We start from the raw sequence: 14,010 nt of genomic DNA on the forward strand, positions 1-14,010 counted from the left end.
GCGCTCCTCCACGGCGACGGGCCCTTCGGCGCGCAGCGCGGCCGGGGCCGGCGCGCCGGTGAGCGCGCGCAGGCGGTCGGCGGCCAGGTGTTCCAGCAGCAGGGCGTCGGCGAGCATGGCCTCGGCGCCCTGGGTCTCGGCGGCGGCGACGTTGGCGTCGGTACGGGCCAGCTCGCCCGCGCGCAGGCGGCGCTCCACGTCGGCCTGCAGCGCGCGGGCGGATTCCAGCCGGCTGCGCTGCAGCGCCACGTCCTCGCGCGACAGGGCCAGCGCCCACCAGGCCTCGCGCAGTTCGCCGGCGAGCTGCAGCCGGCGCGCCAGGGTGTCGTCCTCCAGCCCCTGGAGCTGCGCCAACGCCAGCGACTGCCGCGCGCCGCGCTGCCCGGGCAGCCACAGCGGCACGCCAATCTCGGCTTCCAGCTCGCGGCGCCCGGCGCGGCGGTTCAGGCGGTCATCCAGCGCGCTCAGGCCAATACGCGGTGCGTCGGCGAACAGGGTGCGCGCCAGCGCCGCGGTGGCCTGCGCCTGCTCGGCGCGCGCCGGCAGCGCCTGGCCCGCGGGCGAGCGCGCCCAGGCCAGCGCCAGCGCGGCCCGCAGGCTGTCCGGCGCGTCGGCCGGCGCCGGGACACTACCGGCGTCGGACCAGGGAATACCGGCAGGCGCCGGTGCGACCGGTGCGACCGGTGCGACGTGTGTGGCCGGCGTGGGCGCGTCGGCGGCGTGCGCGGCCAGGACGGCCGCGAGCCCTGCCGACACGATCAGATGCTTCATCAAGGCTTCCTCGACAACGATGCGGATGCATGGCGTATGCGGAAGAAGCGGCGGGCGCCGAGGCCGCGCTGCCGCTGCGCAGGCAGCGGCCTCGTCGAGGTCCGGGATTCGGTGGGAAAGACCTTGCCGCCGCTTCAGGCGGCGAGGCCTATGGGGGGCCGTTGCAGCCGTTGCGGCGGCACCGAGCTGAAACGCTCGCCCCCGGCGGGACGCAGCTGGCTGGAGAGTTTCAGTGCCGGCAAACCGGCATCGAAGCCGGCCGCCAGCGGCGGGGAGTGCAGGCTCATGCAGGCGGCGGAGCCGCTGCACGGGTCCTGGCCCTCGCTGGCGATGCCGCCGTCGCCCGGATCGTGGCCGGCGGGCGGTGCGGCGTCGTGGTGGGCGTGGTGCTCATGCGCCGGCGCGTGCGCGTCGCCGTGGCCGGCGTGGTGCCCGTGGTCCGCCAGCGCGGCGTGGTGGCCGGCATGGGCCTCATGCGCCACGGCCATTGCCATCACGGCCGCCCTGTCGCCCTGCAGGCTCACGTGCCCGCGGCACGGCATGGCCACCAGCGCCCACGCCGACTGGATCGGCAGCAGGAGCATCAGGACGATGGCGATGGAGCGGCGCACGGGAGGAGGAGAAACAGCGGGCGGGATCAGCTGGAAGTTTAGGCGCTGCGGCGGCAGGGCCGGCCTCAGGAAGGGTCAAGCCAACCGTGCCGCCTGTCACGCCGGGTCGTAGCCCGCGTCGGCCAGCGCCCGGGCCAGGGTCTCGCGATCCGTCGCGCCCTCGACCTGCACCTGGTGGCTGGGCAGGTCGATCCGCACGCGCGCCTGCGGCGCCACGGCCTGCAGCGCCTGGGTGACGGCGCCGACGCAGTGGCCGCAGGTCATGGTGGGGAGAATGAACTCGATCATGGTGGGGGCTCCCGGGAGTTGAGGACTGCAGTCTCAAGCTTCCCACCGTGGCAAGGTCAAGCGGGTGCACGCACGAACCGGGCGCGCACCGCCGTCCGGACAGGCCAGCGCCACCCCGGGTTTCCCCCAGGATCTGTGGATAAGCCTGTGGGAAAGCTGATGAGAAGGGCGCCAAGCTGCTGTCGGGCTTGGCGCCGGCTTAGCGTGCTCAATCCGTGGGCAGATCGAGCGCGGCACGCACCAGCGTGGTGCCGAATGGGACGGAAACGCCTGCCGGGGGACGGCAGGCCATGCTCGGGACGAGGGCCGTCACTCCAGGCTGATGTTCTTGCGCCGGGTCAGCTCGCCGTAGATCTTCGACTTGACCGCGGCCTGGCGGCCGATCTCCTCGGGCGACCAGTTCAGCGTCTCGAAGGCGAAGGTGTTGAAGCGGGCCTGCACGTCGGGCTCGGCCACGGCCTTGGCCACATCGGCGTTGATCTTGTCGCGCACGGCCGCGGGCAGCCCGCGCGGCGCCACCAGCACGACGAAGGAGTTCACGTCCATGGCCGGGCCGCCGGCTTCGGCCATGGTGGGCACGTCGGGCATCTGCGGGATGCGCTTCGGAGCCGCGATGGCGATGTAGCGCAGCTTGCCGGCCTTGTAGGGGCCCTGGCTCGACGGCAGCGTACCGAAGCTCCAGGACACGTCGCCCGAGCCCACGGAGGTGAACAGCTGCGACACCTCGCGGTAGGGCACGTGCTGCATCTCGACGCCGGTGCGCATCTGCAGTTCCTCGCCGCCCAGGTGGCCCGGGCTGCCCACGCCCCAGGAGCCGTAGCTCACACTGCCCGGCCCGGCCTTGGCCGCGGCCACCACGTCAGTGACGGTCTTCCACTTCGAGTCGGCCGCCACGGCCAGCAGGAAAGGCGTGCGGAACAGGATGGCCGTGGGGTCGAAGGTCTTGAGCGTCTCGAAGTTGCGCGACTTGTACAGGTACGGCAGCGCGGCCAGGTGTTCGGAGTCGAGCTGCAGCAGCGTGTAGCCGTCGGCCGGCTTGTTCTTGACGGCATCGATGGCGATGAAGCCGCCGCCGCCCGGGCGGTTCTCCACCAGCACGCGCTGGTTCCAGGTCTTGCTCAGCTTCTCGCTCACCAGGCGCAGCACGGCGTCCGGGCCGCTGCCCGGGGCAAAGGCGGTGAAGATGGTCACCGGCTTGCTCGGGTAGCCCGCGGGCTGCGCCTGCGCCGTGGCGGCCAGCAGCGCACCGGCGGCGGCCAGCACCACGCGGCGGCGCTTGGGCGTGAAGAAGGTGGAATTCATGCGTCTCTCCATTAAAGAATTTCGGTGGCGGGATTACCCTGATGCCTTGTTTGTACGCATGCCTATCATCAGCATGCTTACATTCAGCATAGTGGAAATTTTGACGTGGATCATTGCGGGTTTATGCCGATCGATGCCATGAAGACCGAGCTTGCACCACTTCCCCTGCCCCCCTTGGACGACCTGCCGGGCCACTTCATTCGCCGCCTGCAGCAGATCGCGGTGGCGCTGTTCATGGACGAGCTCAAGGACTGGGGGCTGACGCCGGTGCAGTACGCGGCGCTCAATGCCGCGGCGCGCATGCCCGACATCGAGCAGGGTGCGCTGGCGCGGGCCATCGGCTTCGACACCTCCACCACCGGCGGCGTGGTGGACCGGCTGGAGCGCCAGGGCCTGCTGGTGCGCAAGCCCTCACCGGCGGACCGGCGCGTGCGGCTGCTGGGCATCACCGAGGCCGGCCGCGCGCTGCTCGACGAGATCGGCCCGGCCGTGGAGACGGTGCAGCAGCGCATCCTGGCGCCGCTGCCGCCGGAGGAGCGGCCGCTGTTCCTGCGCATGCTGCGCACGCTGGTGGACGCCAACAACGAGCTCAGCCGCGCGCCGCGGGGGTTGCCTGAAGGGCGCTGAGGCCGTCGCGCCGGCGCCGTGAATGCGGGCGGGCCAGCAGCGCGCTGTCATCCGCCGCATCAAGCCCTACCCGGGTTTACCCGGATTTGATCCAAAACAATCGAACCTACACTAATTTTCAGTGTGCTGACTTTCAGCGTTCTTTGACAGGAGACAAGCATGGGCACGACGAGCACGGAACTTCCCATCCTGGTGGCCGGGGGCGGCATCGGGGGCCTGGCGGCGGCGCTGGCACTGGTGCGCCGCGGCTTCAGGGTGAAGGTGATGGAGCAGGCGCCGGAGATCGGCGAGATCGGCGCCGGCATCCAGCTCGGCCCCAATGCCTTCCACGCCTTCGACGCGCTGGGCGTGGGGGAGAAGGCGCGCGGGCGTGCCGTCTACACCGACTACATGGTCATGCACGACGCGCTGGACGAGTACCGGGTCGGCCACATCCCCACCGGGGAGGCGTTCCGCAAGCGTTTCGGCAATCCCTACGCCGTGATCCACCGCGTGGACGTGCACCTGTCGCTGCTGGAAGGTGCGCAGGAAACCGGCCGTGTGGAGTTCCTGACCTCCACCCGCATCGAGCGCATCGAGCAGGACGCGCAGGGCGTCACGGCCTATGACCAGAAGGGCAACGCCCACCGCGGCATCGCGCTGATCGGCGCCGACGGCGTGAAGTCGGTGGTGCGCCAGCAGTACGTGGGCGACCCGGCGCGCGTCACCGGCCACGTGGTGTACCGCGCGGTGGTGGACAAGAAGGACTTCCCGCAAGACCTGCAGTGGAACGCCGCCAGCATCTGGGTCGGCCCCAACTGCCACCTGGTGCACTACCCGCTGCGCGGGGGCGAGCAGTACAACGTGGTCGTGACCTTCCACAGCCGCGAGCAGGAGGAGTGGGGCGTGCGCGAGGGCAGCAAGGAGGAGGTGCAGAGCTACTTCCAGGGCATCTGCCCGAAGGCGCGCCAACTCATCGACCTGCCCAAGAGCTGGAAGCGCTGGGCCACGGCCGACCGCGAGCCCATCGGCCAGTGGACCTACGGCCGCGTCACGCTGCTGGGCGACGCCGCGCACCCGACCACGCAGTACATGGCGCAGGGCGCGTGCATGGCGATGGAGGACGCGGTGACGCTGGGCGAGGCGCTGCGCGCGCACGACAACGACATCGCCAAGGCCTTCGACCTGTACCAGCGCTCGCGCGTGGCGCGCACGGCGCGCATCGTGCTGTCCTCGCGCGAGATGGGCCGCATCTACCACGCCAAGGGCGTGGAACGTCTGGTGCGCAACGAGCTGTGGAAGGGCCGCACGCCCGAGCGCTTCTACGACGCCATGGAATGGCTCTACGGCTGGAACGTGGACAACTGCCTGGCGGATCGCTGATCGCCGCCATCCCAATTCCCGAGGAGACAACTGATGAACGAACTCGGTCGCCTGGAAGACCTGCCCGCGGAGTACCTGCAGGCGCTCAAGGAACAGAACCTGGTGCCGCTGTGGCCCAGCCTGCGCGCCGTGCTGCCCCCGGGCAAGCCGCGCCCGAACACGCGGCCCACGCACTGGTCGTACCAGGCGCTGCGCCCGCTGCTGCTGCAGGCCGGGGAGCTCACGCCCATCGAGAAGGCCGAGCGCCGCGTGCTGGTGCTGGCCAACCCGGGCCACGGGCTGGAGAAGATGCAGGCCAGCGCCGCCATGTACCTGGGCATGCAGCTGCTGCTGCCCGGCGAGTGGGCGCCTTCGCACCGCCACACGCCCAACGCGGTGCGCATGGTGGTGGAGGGCAAGGGCGCCTGGACCACGGTGGACGGCGAGAAGTGCGTGATGAGCCGGGGCGACCTGATCCTCACGCCCACCGGGCTGTGGCACGAGCACGGCCATGACGGCAACGAGCCCGTGGTGTGGCTGGACGTGCTGGACCTGCCGCTGGTCTATTACATGGAGGCCAGCTACCACATCGACGGCGCGCGCCAGTCGGTGAAGCAGGGCAACGGCGAGCGCGCCTGGACGCGCAGCGGCGTGGTGCCCATGCCGGTGTTCGAGCGCTCCGGCAAGGCCTACCCGATGCTGCGCTACCCCTGGACCGAGACGCGCGCGGCGCTGCAGGCGCTGGCCGCCGACCAGCCCGAGCTCGAAGCCGTGCAGGTGGGCTACGTGAACCCGGAGACGGGCGCGCCGGCCGAGAACATCCTGGGCTTCTACGCGCTGATGCTGCGCCCGGGCCAGACGCTGCGGCTGGCGGTGCGCTCGCCGGCCTGCGTGTTCCACCTCATCGAGGGCGCCGCGCAGGCGCGCATCGAGGGCGAGAGTTTTACTCTCGCCGAGGCCGACACCTGCTGCGCGCCGGGCTACAGCGAGGTCAGCCTCGTGAACGGCTCCGCCAGCGAACCCGCCTTCCTCTTCATCGCCGACGAGACGCCGCTGCACCAGAAGCTGGGCGTGTTCGAGAACCGGGGCTGAAACCACTTCTTCAGCCTCAGCAAGGCCCCATCCCTCGGGCCGCCGCGTGGCGGCCCGCGCAACCCTCACGTCTGGAAGGACCTCCCATGACCCAATCCACCTATCTCTGGAACCCGCCCCCCGTCGCCTCGCTGCCCGTGCGTGGCGAGTCCGCCCGGCTGCCGGTGAACCGCCTGTTCTTCGTGGGCCGCAACTACCACGCGCATGCCGCCGAGATGGGCAAGCCGGTGGACAAGTCGGCCGAGCGCCCGTTCTACTTCACCAAGGCGCCCCAGACGCTGGTGGAGTCCGGCGCCACCGTGCCCTACCCCAGCGAGACCAAGAACTTCCATTTCGAGATGGAGCTGGTGCTGGTGGTCGGCAAGCCGGGCTTCCGCGTCAAGGCCGAGGACGCGCACGAGATCATCTACGGCTACGCCTGCGGCCTGGACATGACGCGGCGCGACCTGCAGCTGGTGGCGCGCGACAAGGGCCGCCCCTGGGACCTGGGCAAGGACGTGGAGAACTCCTCCGTGTGCAGCGAGATCGTGCCCATGCCGGGCGTGGTCATCGAGCGCGGCGAGATCGCGCTGGCCGTCAACGGCCAGACCAAGCAGCAGTCCAATGTGGACAAGCTGATCTGGAACATCCGCGAGATCATTGCCGACCTGTCGTTGTTCTATCACCTGCAGCCCGGCGACCTGATCTACACCGGCACGCCCGAGGGCGTGGGCGCGGTGGTCAGCGGCGACCGCATCACCGGCCACGTCGAGGGCGTGGGCGAGATCGCGCTGAACATCGGCCCGGCCGAGTGACGCCGGGGCACGCGCGATGAAGCTCTACAACTTCTTCCGCAGCGGCACCTCGCACCGGCTGCGCATCGCACTCAACCTCAAGGGGCTGGAGGCGCAGTACGTGCCGGTGGACCTGCGCCGCGAGGAGCACCTGGGCGAGGCCTTCCTCGCGCTCAACCCGCAGGGGCTGGTGCCGGCGCTGGAGGTGGATGGTGAAGTCTTGATCCAGTCCCCGGCCATCATCGAGTGGCTGGAGGAACGCCATCCCGAGCCGCCGCTGCTGCCGCGCGATGCGCAGGCGCGGGCCCGCGTGCGCGCGCTGGCGGCGATCGTGGGCTGCGACATCCACCCCATCAACAACCGCCGCATCCTGGAGTACTTGCGCAAGCAACTGGGCCAGGACGAGGCCGCGGTCAACGCCTGGTGCGGCACCTGGATCACGGCCGGCTTCGACGCCATCGAGGCGCTGCTGGCGGCCGACAAGGAGCGCGGCGACTTCTGCTTCGGCCGCGCGCCCACGCTGGCCGACGTGTACCTGGTGCCGCAGGTGGAAAGCGCCCGGCGCTTCAAGGTGGATCTCGCGCCCTACCCGCTGATCCGCGCCGTGGACGCGGCCTGCGGCGAGCTGGACGCGTTCAGGCGCGCGGCGCCGGGGGTGCAGCCGGACGCGGGTTGAGTGGCGCGCCCCGAAGGCGCGGCACGGCCTCAGGGCCGCGCGTTCATCAGGTTCGCCGGCGCGAACTTGTCCGTCAGCACCCGCGTGCCCTCGGGCCAGCGGGTGTCGGCATCGAACAGCGGCAGCAGCCACTCCGGCGTCACGCCGAAGCGGCGCAGCGGGCCGTCGAGCTCGCGGGCGCGCGCCTGCACCTGCGCCATGGGCGGCAAGCCGCCCTTGCGCGCCAGGATCACGCGGTTGTGCCGCTTCGGGTTCACCAGGTTGAAGAAGGGCCCGAACACGCTGTGATGCGTGGCCGACTCCGAGGCGTAGAGGCTGGACCAGGAGAAGGTGTTGGTGGCGATCACGCCCTGCGGCGCCAGCACGCCGTGCAGCTCGGTGAAGTACTCCTTGGTCACCATGTGCTCGGGAATGTAGGAGTGATCGAACACGTCGTGCAGGATCAGCTCGTACTGCCGCCCCTGGCGCAGCGCGCGCTTGATGAAGACCCGGCCGTCCTCGGTGAAGACCTGGGTCCGCGGCCCGGGCACGAAGTTGAAATGGCTGCCGGCCACGCGCACCACCGCCGGGTCGATCTCCACGCAGTCGATCTGCGCCTGCGGCAGCAGCTTCTGCAGCACCGACACCATCACGCCGCCGCCTAATCCCATCACCAGCACGCGCCGCGGCGCCGGCCCGAGGTAGAGGGCGCCCAAGAGCATGCGGTAGTAGTCGAAGCGCAGCTCGTCCGGGTTGGCGAGCGAGACGCAGGTCTGCGCCACCCGCGCGTCGCGCCCGAACCGCAGGCAGCGCCGGTCGTCGTCCTCGACCACGAGGATGTTGCGGTAGGCCGATTTCTCGGTGTGGACCACGCGCTCGGCCCAGGCCGCGCCGCTGCCCAACAGCGCCGCTGCCAGCGCCAGTGCCTCAAGCCGCCGCCGCATGGCCCCGCCCTCCGCGCGCAACCAACAGCCCACCCACGCCGACGATGGCCGAGGTCGCCAGCAGCCCGGCCATGATCTGGTCCAGGTCGAAGATCAGCACCAGGTAGAACGACGTCGCCAGCGTCCCCAGCGTGCTGCCCAGCGTGGAGACGAAGAACACCCAGCCCGCCACGCGGCCGGCCGAGCCCAGGCGGTCCACCAGCAGCCGCACCGCGTAGGGCGACACCGCGCCCGAGACCGTGATGGGCAGGAAAAACAGCGCCACCGAGCCCGCCAGCGCACCGTAGCGGGCGTCCTCCACGCGCGCGGCCACGGCTTCCAGGATGGGCTCCTGCGCCAGCGCGCAGGGCAGCGCCGCGGCCATCGCCAGCAGCACCAGCGCGCTGAGCCGCGCCAGGCTGGGCTCGTGCGCCGAGAGGCTGCCGCCGATGAGGTAGCCCAAGGACAGCGAGAGCATGAACAGCGTGATCACGGCGCCCCAGACGTAGATGCCCGAACCGAAGAAAGGGCTCAGCGCCCGCGCACCCAGCAACTCCAGTGCCATCACGAAACAGCCGGACCAGAAGGCCAGCAGGTACACGCACAACCTCTCAAGTTTCACCGCAGCTCCCACAGCGCACGCGGCGCCCCGGGCCGCACCGCGAGCACCTTAGCAGCCGAGGCTGCCGCAAACCTTGCGCGCCACAGGGTAAGCCACCGTGCGCAGGCCGCGCCCAATCCATTATTCTTAGAAAGCTATGTTTTTTGATTCTCGTGGAGACAACTCGATGAAGAGCATGAAGGCCTGTGTCACGCTGCTGCTGGCGGCGAGCGCGACCGTGGCGGTGGCGCAGGGCGACTGGCCCGCCAAGCCGGTGACGGTGGTGGTGCCCTCCTCGCCCGGCGGCGGTACCGACACCTATGGCCGGCTGCTGGCGCAGGCGCTGACGGAGCAGCTCAAGCAGAGCTTCGTGGTGGACAACAAGCCCGGCGCCAGCGGCGCCATCGGCGCGACCCATGTCGCCAAGGCAGCTGCTGACGGCTACACGCTGCTGGTGGCCTCGAACTCCTCGCTGGGCATCAACCCGGCGCTGTACAAGAGCTTGACCTATGACGTGTTCCGCGACTTCGCGCCGGTGACGCGCGGCGTGATCGCGCCCATGGTCATCGTCGCCAACCCGAGCGCCAACGTGAAGACGCTGCGCGAGCTGGTGGAGCGCGGCAAGCGCGAGCCGGGCGCGCTGTTCTACGGCACGGCCGGCGTGGGCAGCCCGCTGTACATCGGCGTGCGCATGATCGAGGCGTCCACCGGCGCGCAGTTCAACCACATCCCGTACAAGGGCGTGGGCCCGGCCTACCAGGACCTGCTGGGCGGGCGCGTGCAGTTCATGCTGACCGACCTGGCCAGCGTGCGGCAGTACGTGGACTCGGGCAAGGTGCAGGCGCTGGCCATCACCGACAAGAGCCAGCTGCTGCCCAAGGTGCCCACGCTGGCCGAGGCCGGCGTGCCGGGCATCAAGGCCTTCACCGCCTTCTCGGTGATGGTGCCGGCCAAGACGCCGCCGGCGCTGGTCAAGCGCATCGCCGGCGAGATCCAGAAGGCGATGAAGGACCCGGCCCTGGTGCAGAAGCTGGAGCAGCAGGCGCTGATCCCCGTGGCGGACACGCCCGAGCAGTTCGCCGCCTCGCTCAAGGAGGAGCAGCAGAACTGGGGCAGCTTCATCAAGGCCCACAACATCCAGCCGGAGTGAGCCGCATGAGCAGCAATGCCCATCCCGATCTCATCGCCGACCTGGTCGATGCCAACCACATCCTGTTCCACCAGGGCATCGTGGACGCCTTCGGCCACGTCAGCGTGCGCCACGACAAGGACCCCGGCCGCTTCCTGCTGGCGCGCAACATGGCGCCGGCGCAGGTCAGCGCGGCCGACATCGTGGAGTACGCGGTGGACAGCGGCGAGGCGCTGGACCCCGACGCGCCGCGCCCGTACCTGGAGCGCTTCATCCACAGCGAGATCTACAAGGCCCGCCCGGACGTGATGGCGGTGGTGCACAACCACTCGCCGGCCGTGCTGCCCTTCGGCATCGTCAAGGGTGCGCGGCTGCGCCCGGCCTGCCACATGTGCGGCTTCCTGGGCGAGGGGCCGCCGGTGTTCGAGATCCGCGACCACGCCGGCGCCGCCACCGACCTGCTGATCCGCAGCCGCGAGCTGGGCACCGCGCTGGCGCGCTCGCTGGGCCAGGAGCGCGTGGTGCTCATGCGCGGGCACGGCTGCACGGTGGTGGCCAACACGCTGCGGTTGGCGGTGTACCGCGCGGTCTATACCGAGGTGAACGCCAAGCTGCTGCTGCAGGCGCTGCCCCTGGGCGAGGTGCAGTACCTCACGCCGGAAGAGGCCGCCGCCGGCCACACCACGGAGGGCCAGGTGGACCGGCCGTGGAACTTGTGGAAGCAGCAGGCGCGCGAGGCGCGGGCGGGCCGGGACTGAAGCGATGATGGGCGCTGCCGCGCCCTACTCCCCCAGCGCCTCGTCGCGCGCCAGGTTGTCCAGCATCGTCAGCAGCGCGCGGCGCACCGCGGCCACGTCCTCCTGCTGCAGCCCCTGCAGCGCCATGGCGTTGACCTCCTCGGCCAGCGGCACCAGCTGCCGCTTGAGCTTGCGCCCCTTGGGCGTGAGGAACACGTAGACGTTCTTGCGGTTGTCGGCCCGCTGCTCCAGCGTGACGTAGCCCAGCGACTCCATGGCGCGCAGCGCGATGAAGGTGGTGGGCTCGGCCACGCCGGCCTCGATGCTGAGCTCGCGCTTGGTCAGGCCGTCGCGCTCCCACAGGATGCGCAGGTACACCCAGTGGCCCATCTGCACCTCGTGCCGCGCCAGGCGCACGCGCAAGGAGCGGTCGAAGGCGCGCATCGTGTCCTTGATCAGGTGCGCCATGCGGTCGTTGGGCACGGCCTCGTGCCAGTGGCGCAGCACGCGGCGGGCGATCTCTTTTTCACGTTCCTCGGCGACTTTGGAAGCAGGCACGGCAGCGGGCGGAGTAGTGGAATGCCCGATTTTCGCAGCCGCGCACTGGAAACCCCCGTGCCAAGTCGTGCGCCGGAGCCCGGCCAGAGGCTCGCACAGCCTGCGCCGCTGGATGAGCGCTCAACGGTGACGCCGCCCCGCATGCGGTGAAAACCCCCGCGTTTACCCCGATTCCGGACGGTTATCGCGCCTTGCGTTTTGTCATCTTACCGACCAGGCATTGCCTGCCTAGAGTCGCGGCCTCGTGACGCAGATCAACCAGCCGGCGCACCGCGGTGTGCTTGCGCTGGGGCACTGCCGCGCCAGGGTTCGTCCGCGGCCCTGTCCCACCCCATATCAAGAAGACACCCATGAAGAAGACCCTTGCCCTGCTGGCCGGCACCACGCTGGCCACGCTGTCCCTGTTCGGCGCCGGTGCGGCGCACGCGCAGGAGTTCCCGACCAGGCCCGTGCGCATCCTTACGCCCTTCCCGGCCGGTGCGGGCCCCGAAACCGTGCTGCGCCTGGTGGCCGAGAGGCTGCAGAAGAAGTGGGGCAAGCCGGTGATCGTCGAGAACAAGCCCGGCGCCAACGGCTTCATCGCCATCGACGCCTTCAAGCGCGGCGCCACCGACGGCCACGACCTGATCCAGCTCGACAACGTCCACCTGGCCGCCTACCCGCACCTGTTCAAGAAGCTGCCCTACGACGCGGCCAAGGACTTCGACGTTGCCGCGCCGCTGTTCCGCAACTACTTCTTCGTCGGCGTGGGCGCCCACAGCAAGTACAAGGCGGTGGGCGACATCGTGGCCGACGCCAAGGCACGTCCGGGTGCGCTCAACTACGGCTCCTGGTCGGTGGGCAATCCGGTGCACCTGGGGTCGGCGCTGCTGGAGTCGATGACCACCACGCAGATGCAGCACGTGGTCTACAAGGAAACCTCGCAGCTCTACACCGCGGTGGCCACGGGCGAGCTCGACTGGTCGCTGGGCTCGCTGGCCACGGCCGGCCCGCTGCAGCGCTCGGGCAAGATCAAGTTCATCGCCGTGACCGGGCCGAAGCGCCACCCGGCCTTCCCCGACGTGCCCACGGTGGCCGAGTCCGGCGGCCCGGCGGGCTACGAGGTCACGGGCTGGACCGTGATCGCCGCGCCCAAGGGCCTGCCCAAGCCGGTAGCGGACAAGATCCAGAAGGACGTCAACGAGGCGCTGGCCGACCCGGAGATCAAGCAACGCTACGCCACCTTCGGCTACGAGCCCTTTCCCGCCACGCGCGAGCAGTTCAACGCCTTCGTCGCCGCCGAGTCGGCCAAGTACGCCGACGTGATCAAGCGCGCGAAGGTGGCGCTGGACTGAGGCCACCGGCCGTTCCCGCCGGGGCCGGCGGAACAAGCGTGTTTCCCCCCCCCCGGCGGTCTCATTCCAGTTCTCGATCGAAGCTGAAATATTTCCTCGTCATGCCCGCGAAGGCGGGCATCCACGCTGACCGGGATGCCGCCCGGAGGCCGTGGACACCCGCCTTCGCGGGTGTGACGCAGTTCTTGGAGTCCGTGTCAAGAACTGGACATCAACCCACCACCTCCAGTCCGCCGAAGTGATGCGCCGCGCGGCTGAGGTGCGCGATGAAGTGCCGCACCGCCGGCACCAGGGTGCTCTCGGGCCGCGTCATGGCCGCCATTTCGGCCCGCAGAGGCCCTTCCTGGACCGGCACCGTCCGCATGTAGGCCGCGGCCGTCGGGTGCGCGGCGATCTGCCGGGGCATCAGGCCCACGAAGTCGCCGCCCGAGATCAGCGCCACCAGGCCGAGCGTTGAGTTCACAACCGCGCTCGCCCTGGGCACGGGCAGGCCGTGCTCGGCGAACAGGTGCGTCGCGTAGCCCGCGTCGGCCGAGGTCCCCGTGAAGACCCAGCGCGCATCCGCCAGCTCGGCCAGCGACCGCGCCTTGGCATGCTGCGAGTACTTGCTCGCGACCACCACCATCTGGATCGGCATCAGCGGTTCGATCACCAGCTCGCCCGCGGGCAGCCCCGCCGGCACCGGGCCCACGCACACCTCCACCTCGCCCGCGCGCAGCCGCGTGAGCTGCGCCATGTACAGCTCCTCGTCGATGCGCAGCCGGATGCCGGGATAGCTGGCGCTGAAGGTGCGCAGCGCCTCGGGCACCAGCAGCATCAGCGCCAGTGGCACCGCCGCGACGTGCAGGCTGCCCACCATCTCGCCGCTGAGCTGGCGGATCTGGTCCACCGCCGCGGCCAGCTCGCGCTCCACCGTCCTGGCCCGATCGACCAGCACGCGCCCCTGCGCCGTGGTGGCCACGCCGGTGTTGGAGCGCAGCAGCAGCGGTGCGCCCAGCTCCAGCTCCAGCTCGCGGATGGCCTTGGTCAGCGCGGGCTGCGACACGCCCAGCTTGCGCGCCGCGTTGCGCAGGCTGCCCGTTTCCACGGCCGCCAGCAACGCGCGCAGCGACTGCAGCTTCATTGTTTTCCCCTATTCCTGCTGGTTATCGCGCCTTGCCAATTGTCATCTTACGGAGCCGCCCCTGCGTCCCTAGAGTCGCGGCTTCGCGACGCAGGTCCAGCACCCAGCCCGTCCCGGGGCCCGCCCGCGCGGCCGGCGCATCACG

The 14,010-nt window shown here is 70.3% G+C and carries 16 protein-coding genes; 8 read left to right on the forward strand and 8 right to left on the reverse strand.

Translation table 11 applies throughout. From position 1 onward, the window contains the following. From Q0741_RS21570 to Q0741_RS21585, 4 genes are all read right to left on the reverse strand, one after another. The coding region (locus tag Q0741_RS21570; RefSeq protein WP_298235247.1) for a TolC family protein at positions 1-771 on the reverse strand (771 nt) is incomplete at its 3' end. Between the two features lie 134 nt (positions 772-905). Next, positions 906-1,382 carry a hypothetical protein gene (locus Q0741_RS21575; protein WP_298235248.1) on the reverse strand — a complete coding sequence of 159 codons (477 nt, stop codon included), beginning with the start codon at positions 1,380-1,382 and terminating at the stop codon, positions 906-908. Between the two features lie 96 nt (positions 1,383-1,478). Further along, a complete protein-coding gene (locus tag Q0741_RS21580; protein ID WP_298235249.1) occupies positions 1,479-1,670 on the reverse strand; it encodes a heavy-metal-associated domain-containing protein in 192 nt (63 codons plus the stop codon). A gap of 309 nt (positions 1,671-1,979) precedes the next feature. Continuing rightward, the gene (locus Q0741_RS21585) at positions 1,980-2,972 is read right to left on the reverse strand and encodes a tripartite tricarboxylate transporter substrate binding protein (protein ID WP_298235250.1); all 993 of its coding nucleotides are present in this window, start codon (positions 2,970-2,972) and stop codon (positions 1,980-1,982) included. A gap of 138 nt (positions 2,973-3,110) precedes the next feature. Here Q0741_RS21585 and Q0741_RS21590 point away from each other — a divergent pair, with 138 nt between their 5' ends. From Q0741_RS21590 to maiA, 5 genes are all read left to right on the forward strand, one after another. Next, on the forward strand, positions 3,111-3,599 hold the full coding sequence (locus tag Q0741_RS21590; protein WP_298235251.1) for a MarR family winged helix-turn-helix transcriptional regulator: 489 nt from the start codon (positions 3,111-3,113) through the stop codon (positions 3,597-3,599). Between the two features lie 159 nt (positions 3,600-3,758). Beyond that, positions 3,759-4,961 (forward strand): 3-hydroxybenzoate 6-monooxygenase, encoded by a 1,203-nt coding sequence (locus tag Q0741_RS21595; RefSeq protein ID WP_298235252.1) that lies wholly within the window; start codon positions 3,759-3,761, stop codon positions 4,959-4,961. Positions 4,962-4,994: 33 nt separating this feature from the next. Beyond that, entirely contained in the window at positions 4,995-6,032 is a 1,038-nt protein-coding gene (locus tag Q0741_RS21600) for a cupin domain-containing protein (protein ID WP_298235253.1), read from the forward strand. Between the two features lie 86 nt (positions 6,033-6,118). Beyond that, positions 6,119-6,826, forward strand: a complete 708-nt coding sequence (locus tag Q0741_RS21605; RefSeq protein ID WP_298235254.1) for a fumarylacetoacetate hydrolase family protein — start codon at positions 6,119-6,121, stop codon at positions 6,824-6,826. A 16-nt stretch (positions 6,827-6,842) separates the two neighbouring features. Then, a complete protein-coding gene (gene maiA / locus Q0741_RS21610) occupies positions 6,843-7,481 on the forward strand; it encodes a maleylacetoacetate isomerase (protein ID WP_298235255.1) in 639 nt (212 codons plus the stop codon). Positions 7,482-7,510: 29 nt separating this feature from the next. Here the strand turns inward: maiA and Q0741_RS21615 are convergent, their stop codons facing one another. Then, the gene (locus tag Q0741_RS21615; RefSeq protein WP_298235256.1) at positions 7,511-8,404 is read right to left on the reverse strand and encodes a spermidine synthase; all 894 of its coding nucleotides are present in this window, start codon (positions 8,402-8,404) and stop codon (positions 7,511-7,513) included. After that, positions 8,388-9,005, reverse strand: a complete 618-nt coding sequence (locus Q0741_RS21620) for a fused MFS/spermidine synthase (protein ID WP_298235257.1) — start codon at positions 9,003-9,005, stop codon at positions 8,388-8,390. Before Q0741_RS21620 ends, Q0741_RS21615 begins: the two co-directional genes overlap by 17 nt. 166 nt (positions 9,006-9,171) lie before the next feature. Between Q0741_RS21620 and Q0741_RS21625 the strand changes: the two genes are divergently transcribed. Then, positions 9,172-10,134: a tripartite tricarboxylate transporter substrate binding protein gene (locus Q0741_RS21625; protein WP_298235258.1), complete on the forward strand. Its 963-nt coding sequence runs from the start codon at positions 9,172-9,174 to the stop codon at positions 10,132-10,134. Positions 10,135-10,139: 5 nt separating this feature from the next. Next, complete coding sequence (locus tag Q0741_RS21630; protein ID WP_298235259.1) at positions 10,140-10,871, forward strand: class II aldolase/adducin family protein; 732 nt, start codon at positions 10,140-10,142, stop codon at positions 10,869-10,871. Positions 10,872-10,895: 24 nt separating this feature from the next. Here Q0741_RS21630 and Q0741_RS21635 read toward each other — a convergent pair whose 3' ends face one another. Beyond that, positions 10,896-11,357: a MarR family transcriptional regulator gene (locus Q0741_RS21635; protein ID WP_298235286.1), complete on the reverse strand. Its 462-nt coding sequence runs from the start codon at positions 11,355-11,357 to the stop codon at positions 10,896-10,898. Between the two features lie 401 nt (positions 11,358-11,758). On the opposite strand from Q0741_RS21635, the gene Q0741_RS21640 reads away from it, so the two are divergent. Continuing rightward, the gene (locus Q0741_RS21640; protein WP_298235260.1) at positions 11,759-12,742 is read left to right on the forward strand and encodes a tripartite tricarboxylate transporter substrate binding protein; all 984 of its coding nucleotides are present in this window, start codon (positions 11,759-11,761) and stop codon (positions 12,740-12,742) included. 211 nt (positions 12,743-12,953) lie between these two features. Here the strand turns inward: Q0741_RS21640 and Q0741_RS21645 are convergent, their stop codons facing one another. Beyond that, a complete protein-coding gene (locus Q0741_RS21645; RefSeq protein WP_298235261.1) occupies positions 12,954-13,865 on the reverse strand; it encodes a LysR family transcriptional regulator in 912 nt (303 codons plus the stop codon). Positions 13,866-14,010 lie beyond the last annotated feature (145 nt).

The organism is uncultured Azohydromonas sp., assembly GCF_937926365.1.
GTDB lineage: Bacteria > Pseudomonadota > Gammaproteobacteria > Burkholderiales > Burkholderiaceae_C > Azohydromonas.

Coding starts and splice junctions, on each gene's coding strand:
- Q0741_RS21590 (WP_298235251.1), top strand. CDS start 3,111: ATGAAGACCGAGCTTGCACCACTTCCCCTGCCCCCCTTGGACGACCTG.
- Q0741_RS21605 (WP_298235254.1), top strand. CDS start 6,119: ATGACCCAATCCACCTATCTCTGGAACCCGCCCCCCGTCGCCTCGCTG.
- Q0741_RS21615 (WP_298235256.1), bottom strand. CDS start 8,404: ATGCGGCGGCGGCTTGAGGCACTGGCGCTGGCAGCGGCGCTGTTGGGC.
- Q0741_RS21640 (WP_298235260.1), top strand. CDS start 11,759: ATGAAGAAGACCCTTGCCCTGCTGGCCGGCACCACGCTGGCCACGCTG.
- Q0741_RS21580 (WP_298235249.1), bottom strand. CDS start 1,670: ATGATCGAGTTCATTCTCCCCACCATGACCTGCGGCCACTGCGTCGGC.
- Q0741_RS21600 (WP_298235253.1), top strand. CDS start 4,995: ATGAACGAACTCGGTCGCCTGGAAGACCTGCCCGCGGAGTACCTGCAG.
- Q0741_RS21595 (WP_298235252.1), top strand. CDS start 3,759: ATGGGCACGACGAGCACGGAACTTCCCATCCTGGTGGCCGGGGGCGGC.
- Q0741_RS21645 (WP_298235261.1), bottom strand. CDS start 13,865: ATGAAGCTGCAGTCGCTGCGCGCGTTGCTGGCGGCCGTGGAAACGGGC.
- Q0741_RS21630 (WP_298235259.1), top strand. CDS start 10,140: ATGAGCAGCAATGCCCATCCCGATCTCATCGCCGACCTGGTCGATGCC.
- maiA (WP_298235255.1), top strand. CDS start 6,843: ATGAAGCTCTACAACTTCTTCCGCAGCGGCACCTCGCACCGGCTGCGC.
- Q0741_RS21625 (WP_298235258.1), top strand. CDS start 9,172: ATGAAGAGCATGAAGGCCTGTGTCACGCTGCTGCTGGCGGCGAGCGCG.
- Q0741_RS21585 (WP_298235250.1), bottom strand. CDS start 2,972: ATGAATTCCACCTTCTTCACGCCCAAGCGCCGCCGCGTGGTGCTGGCC.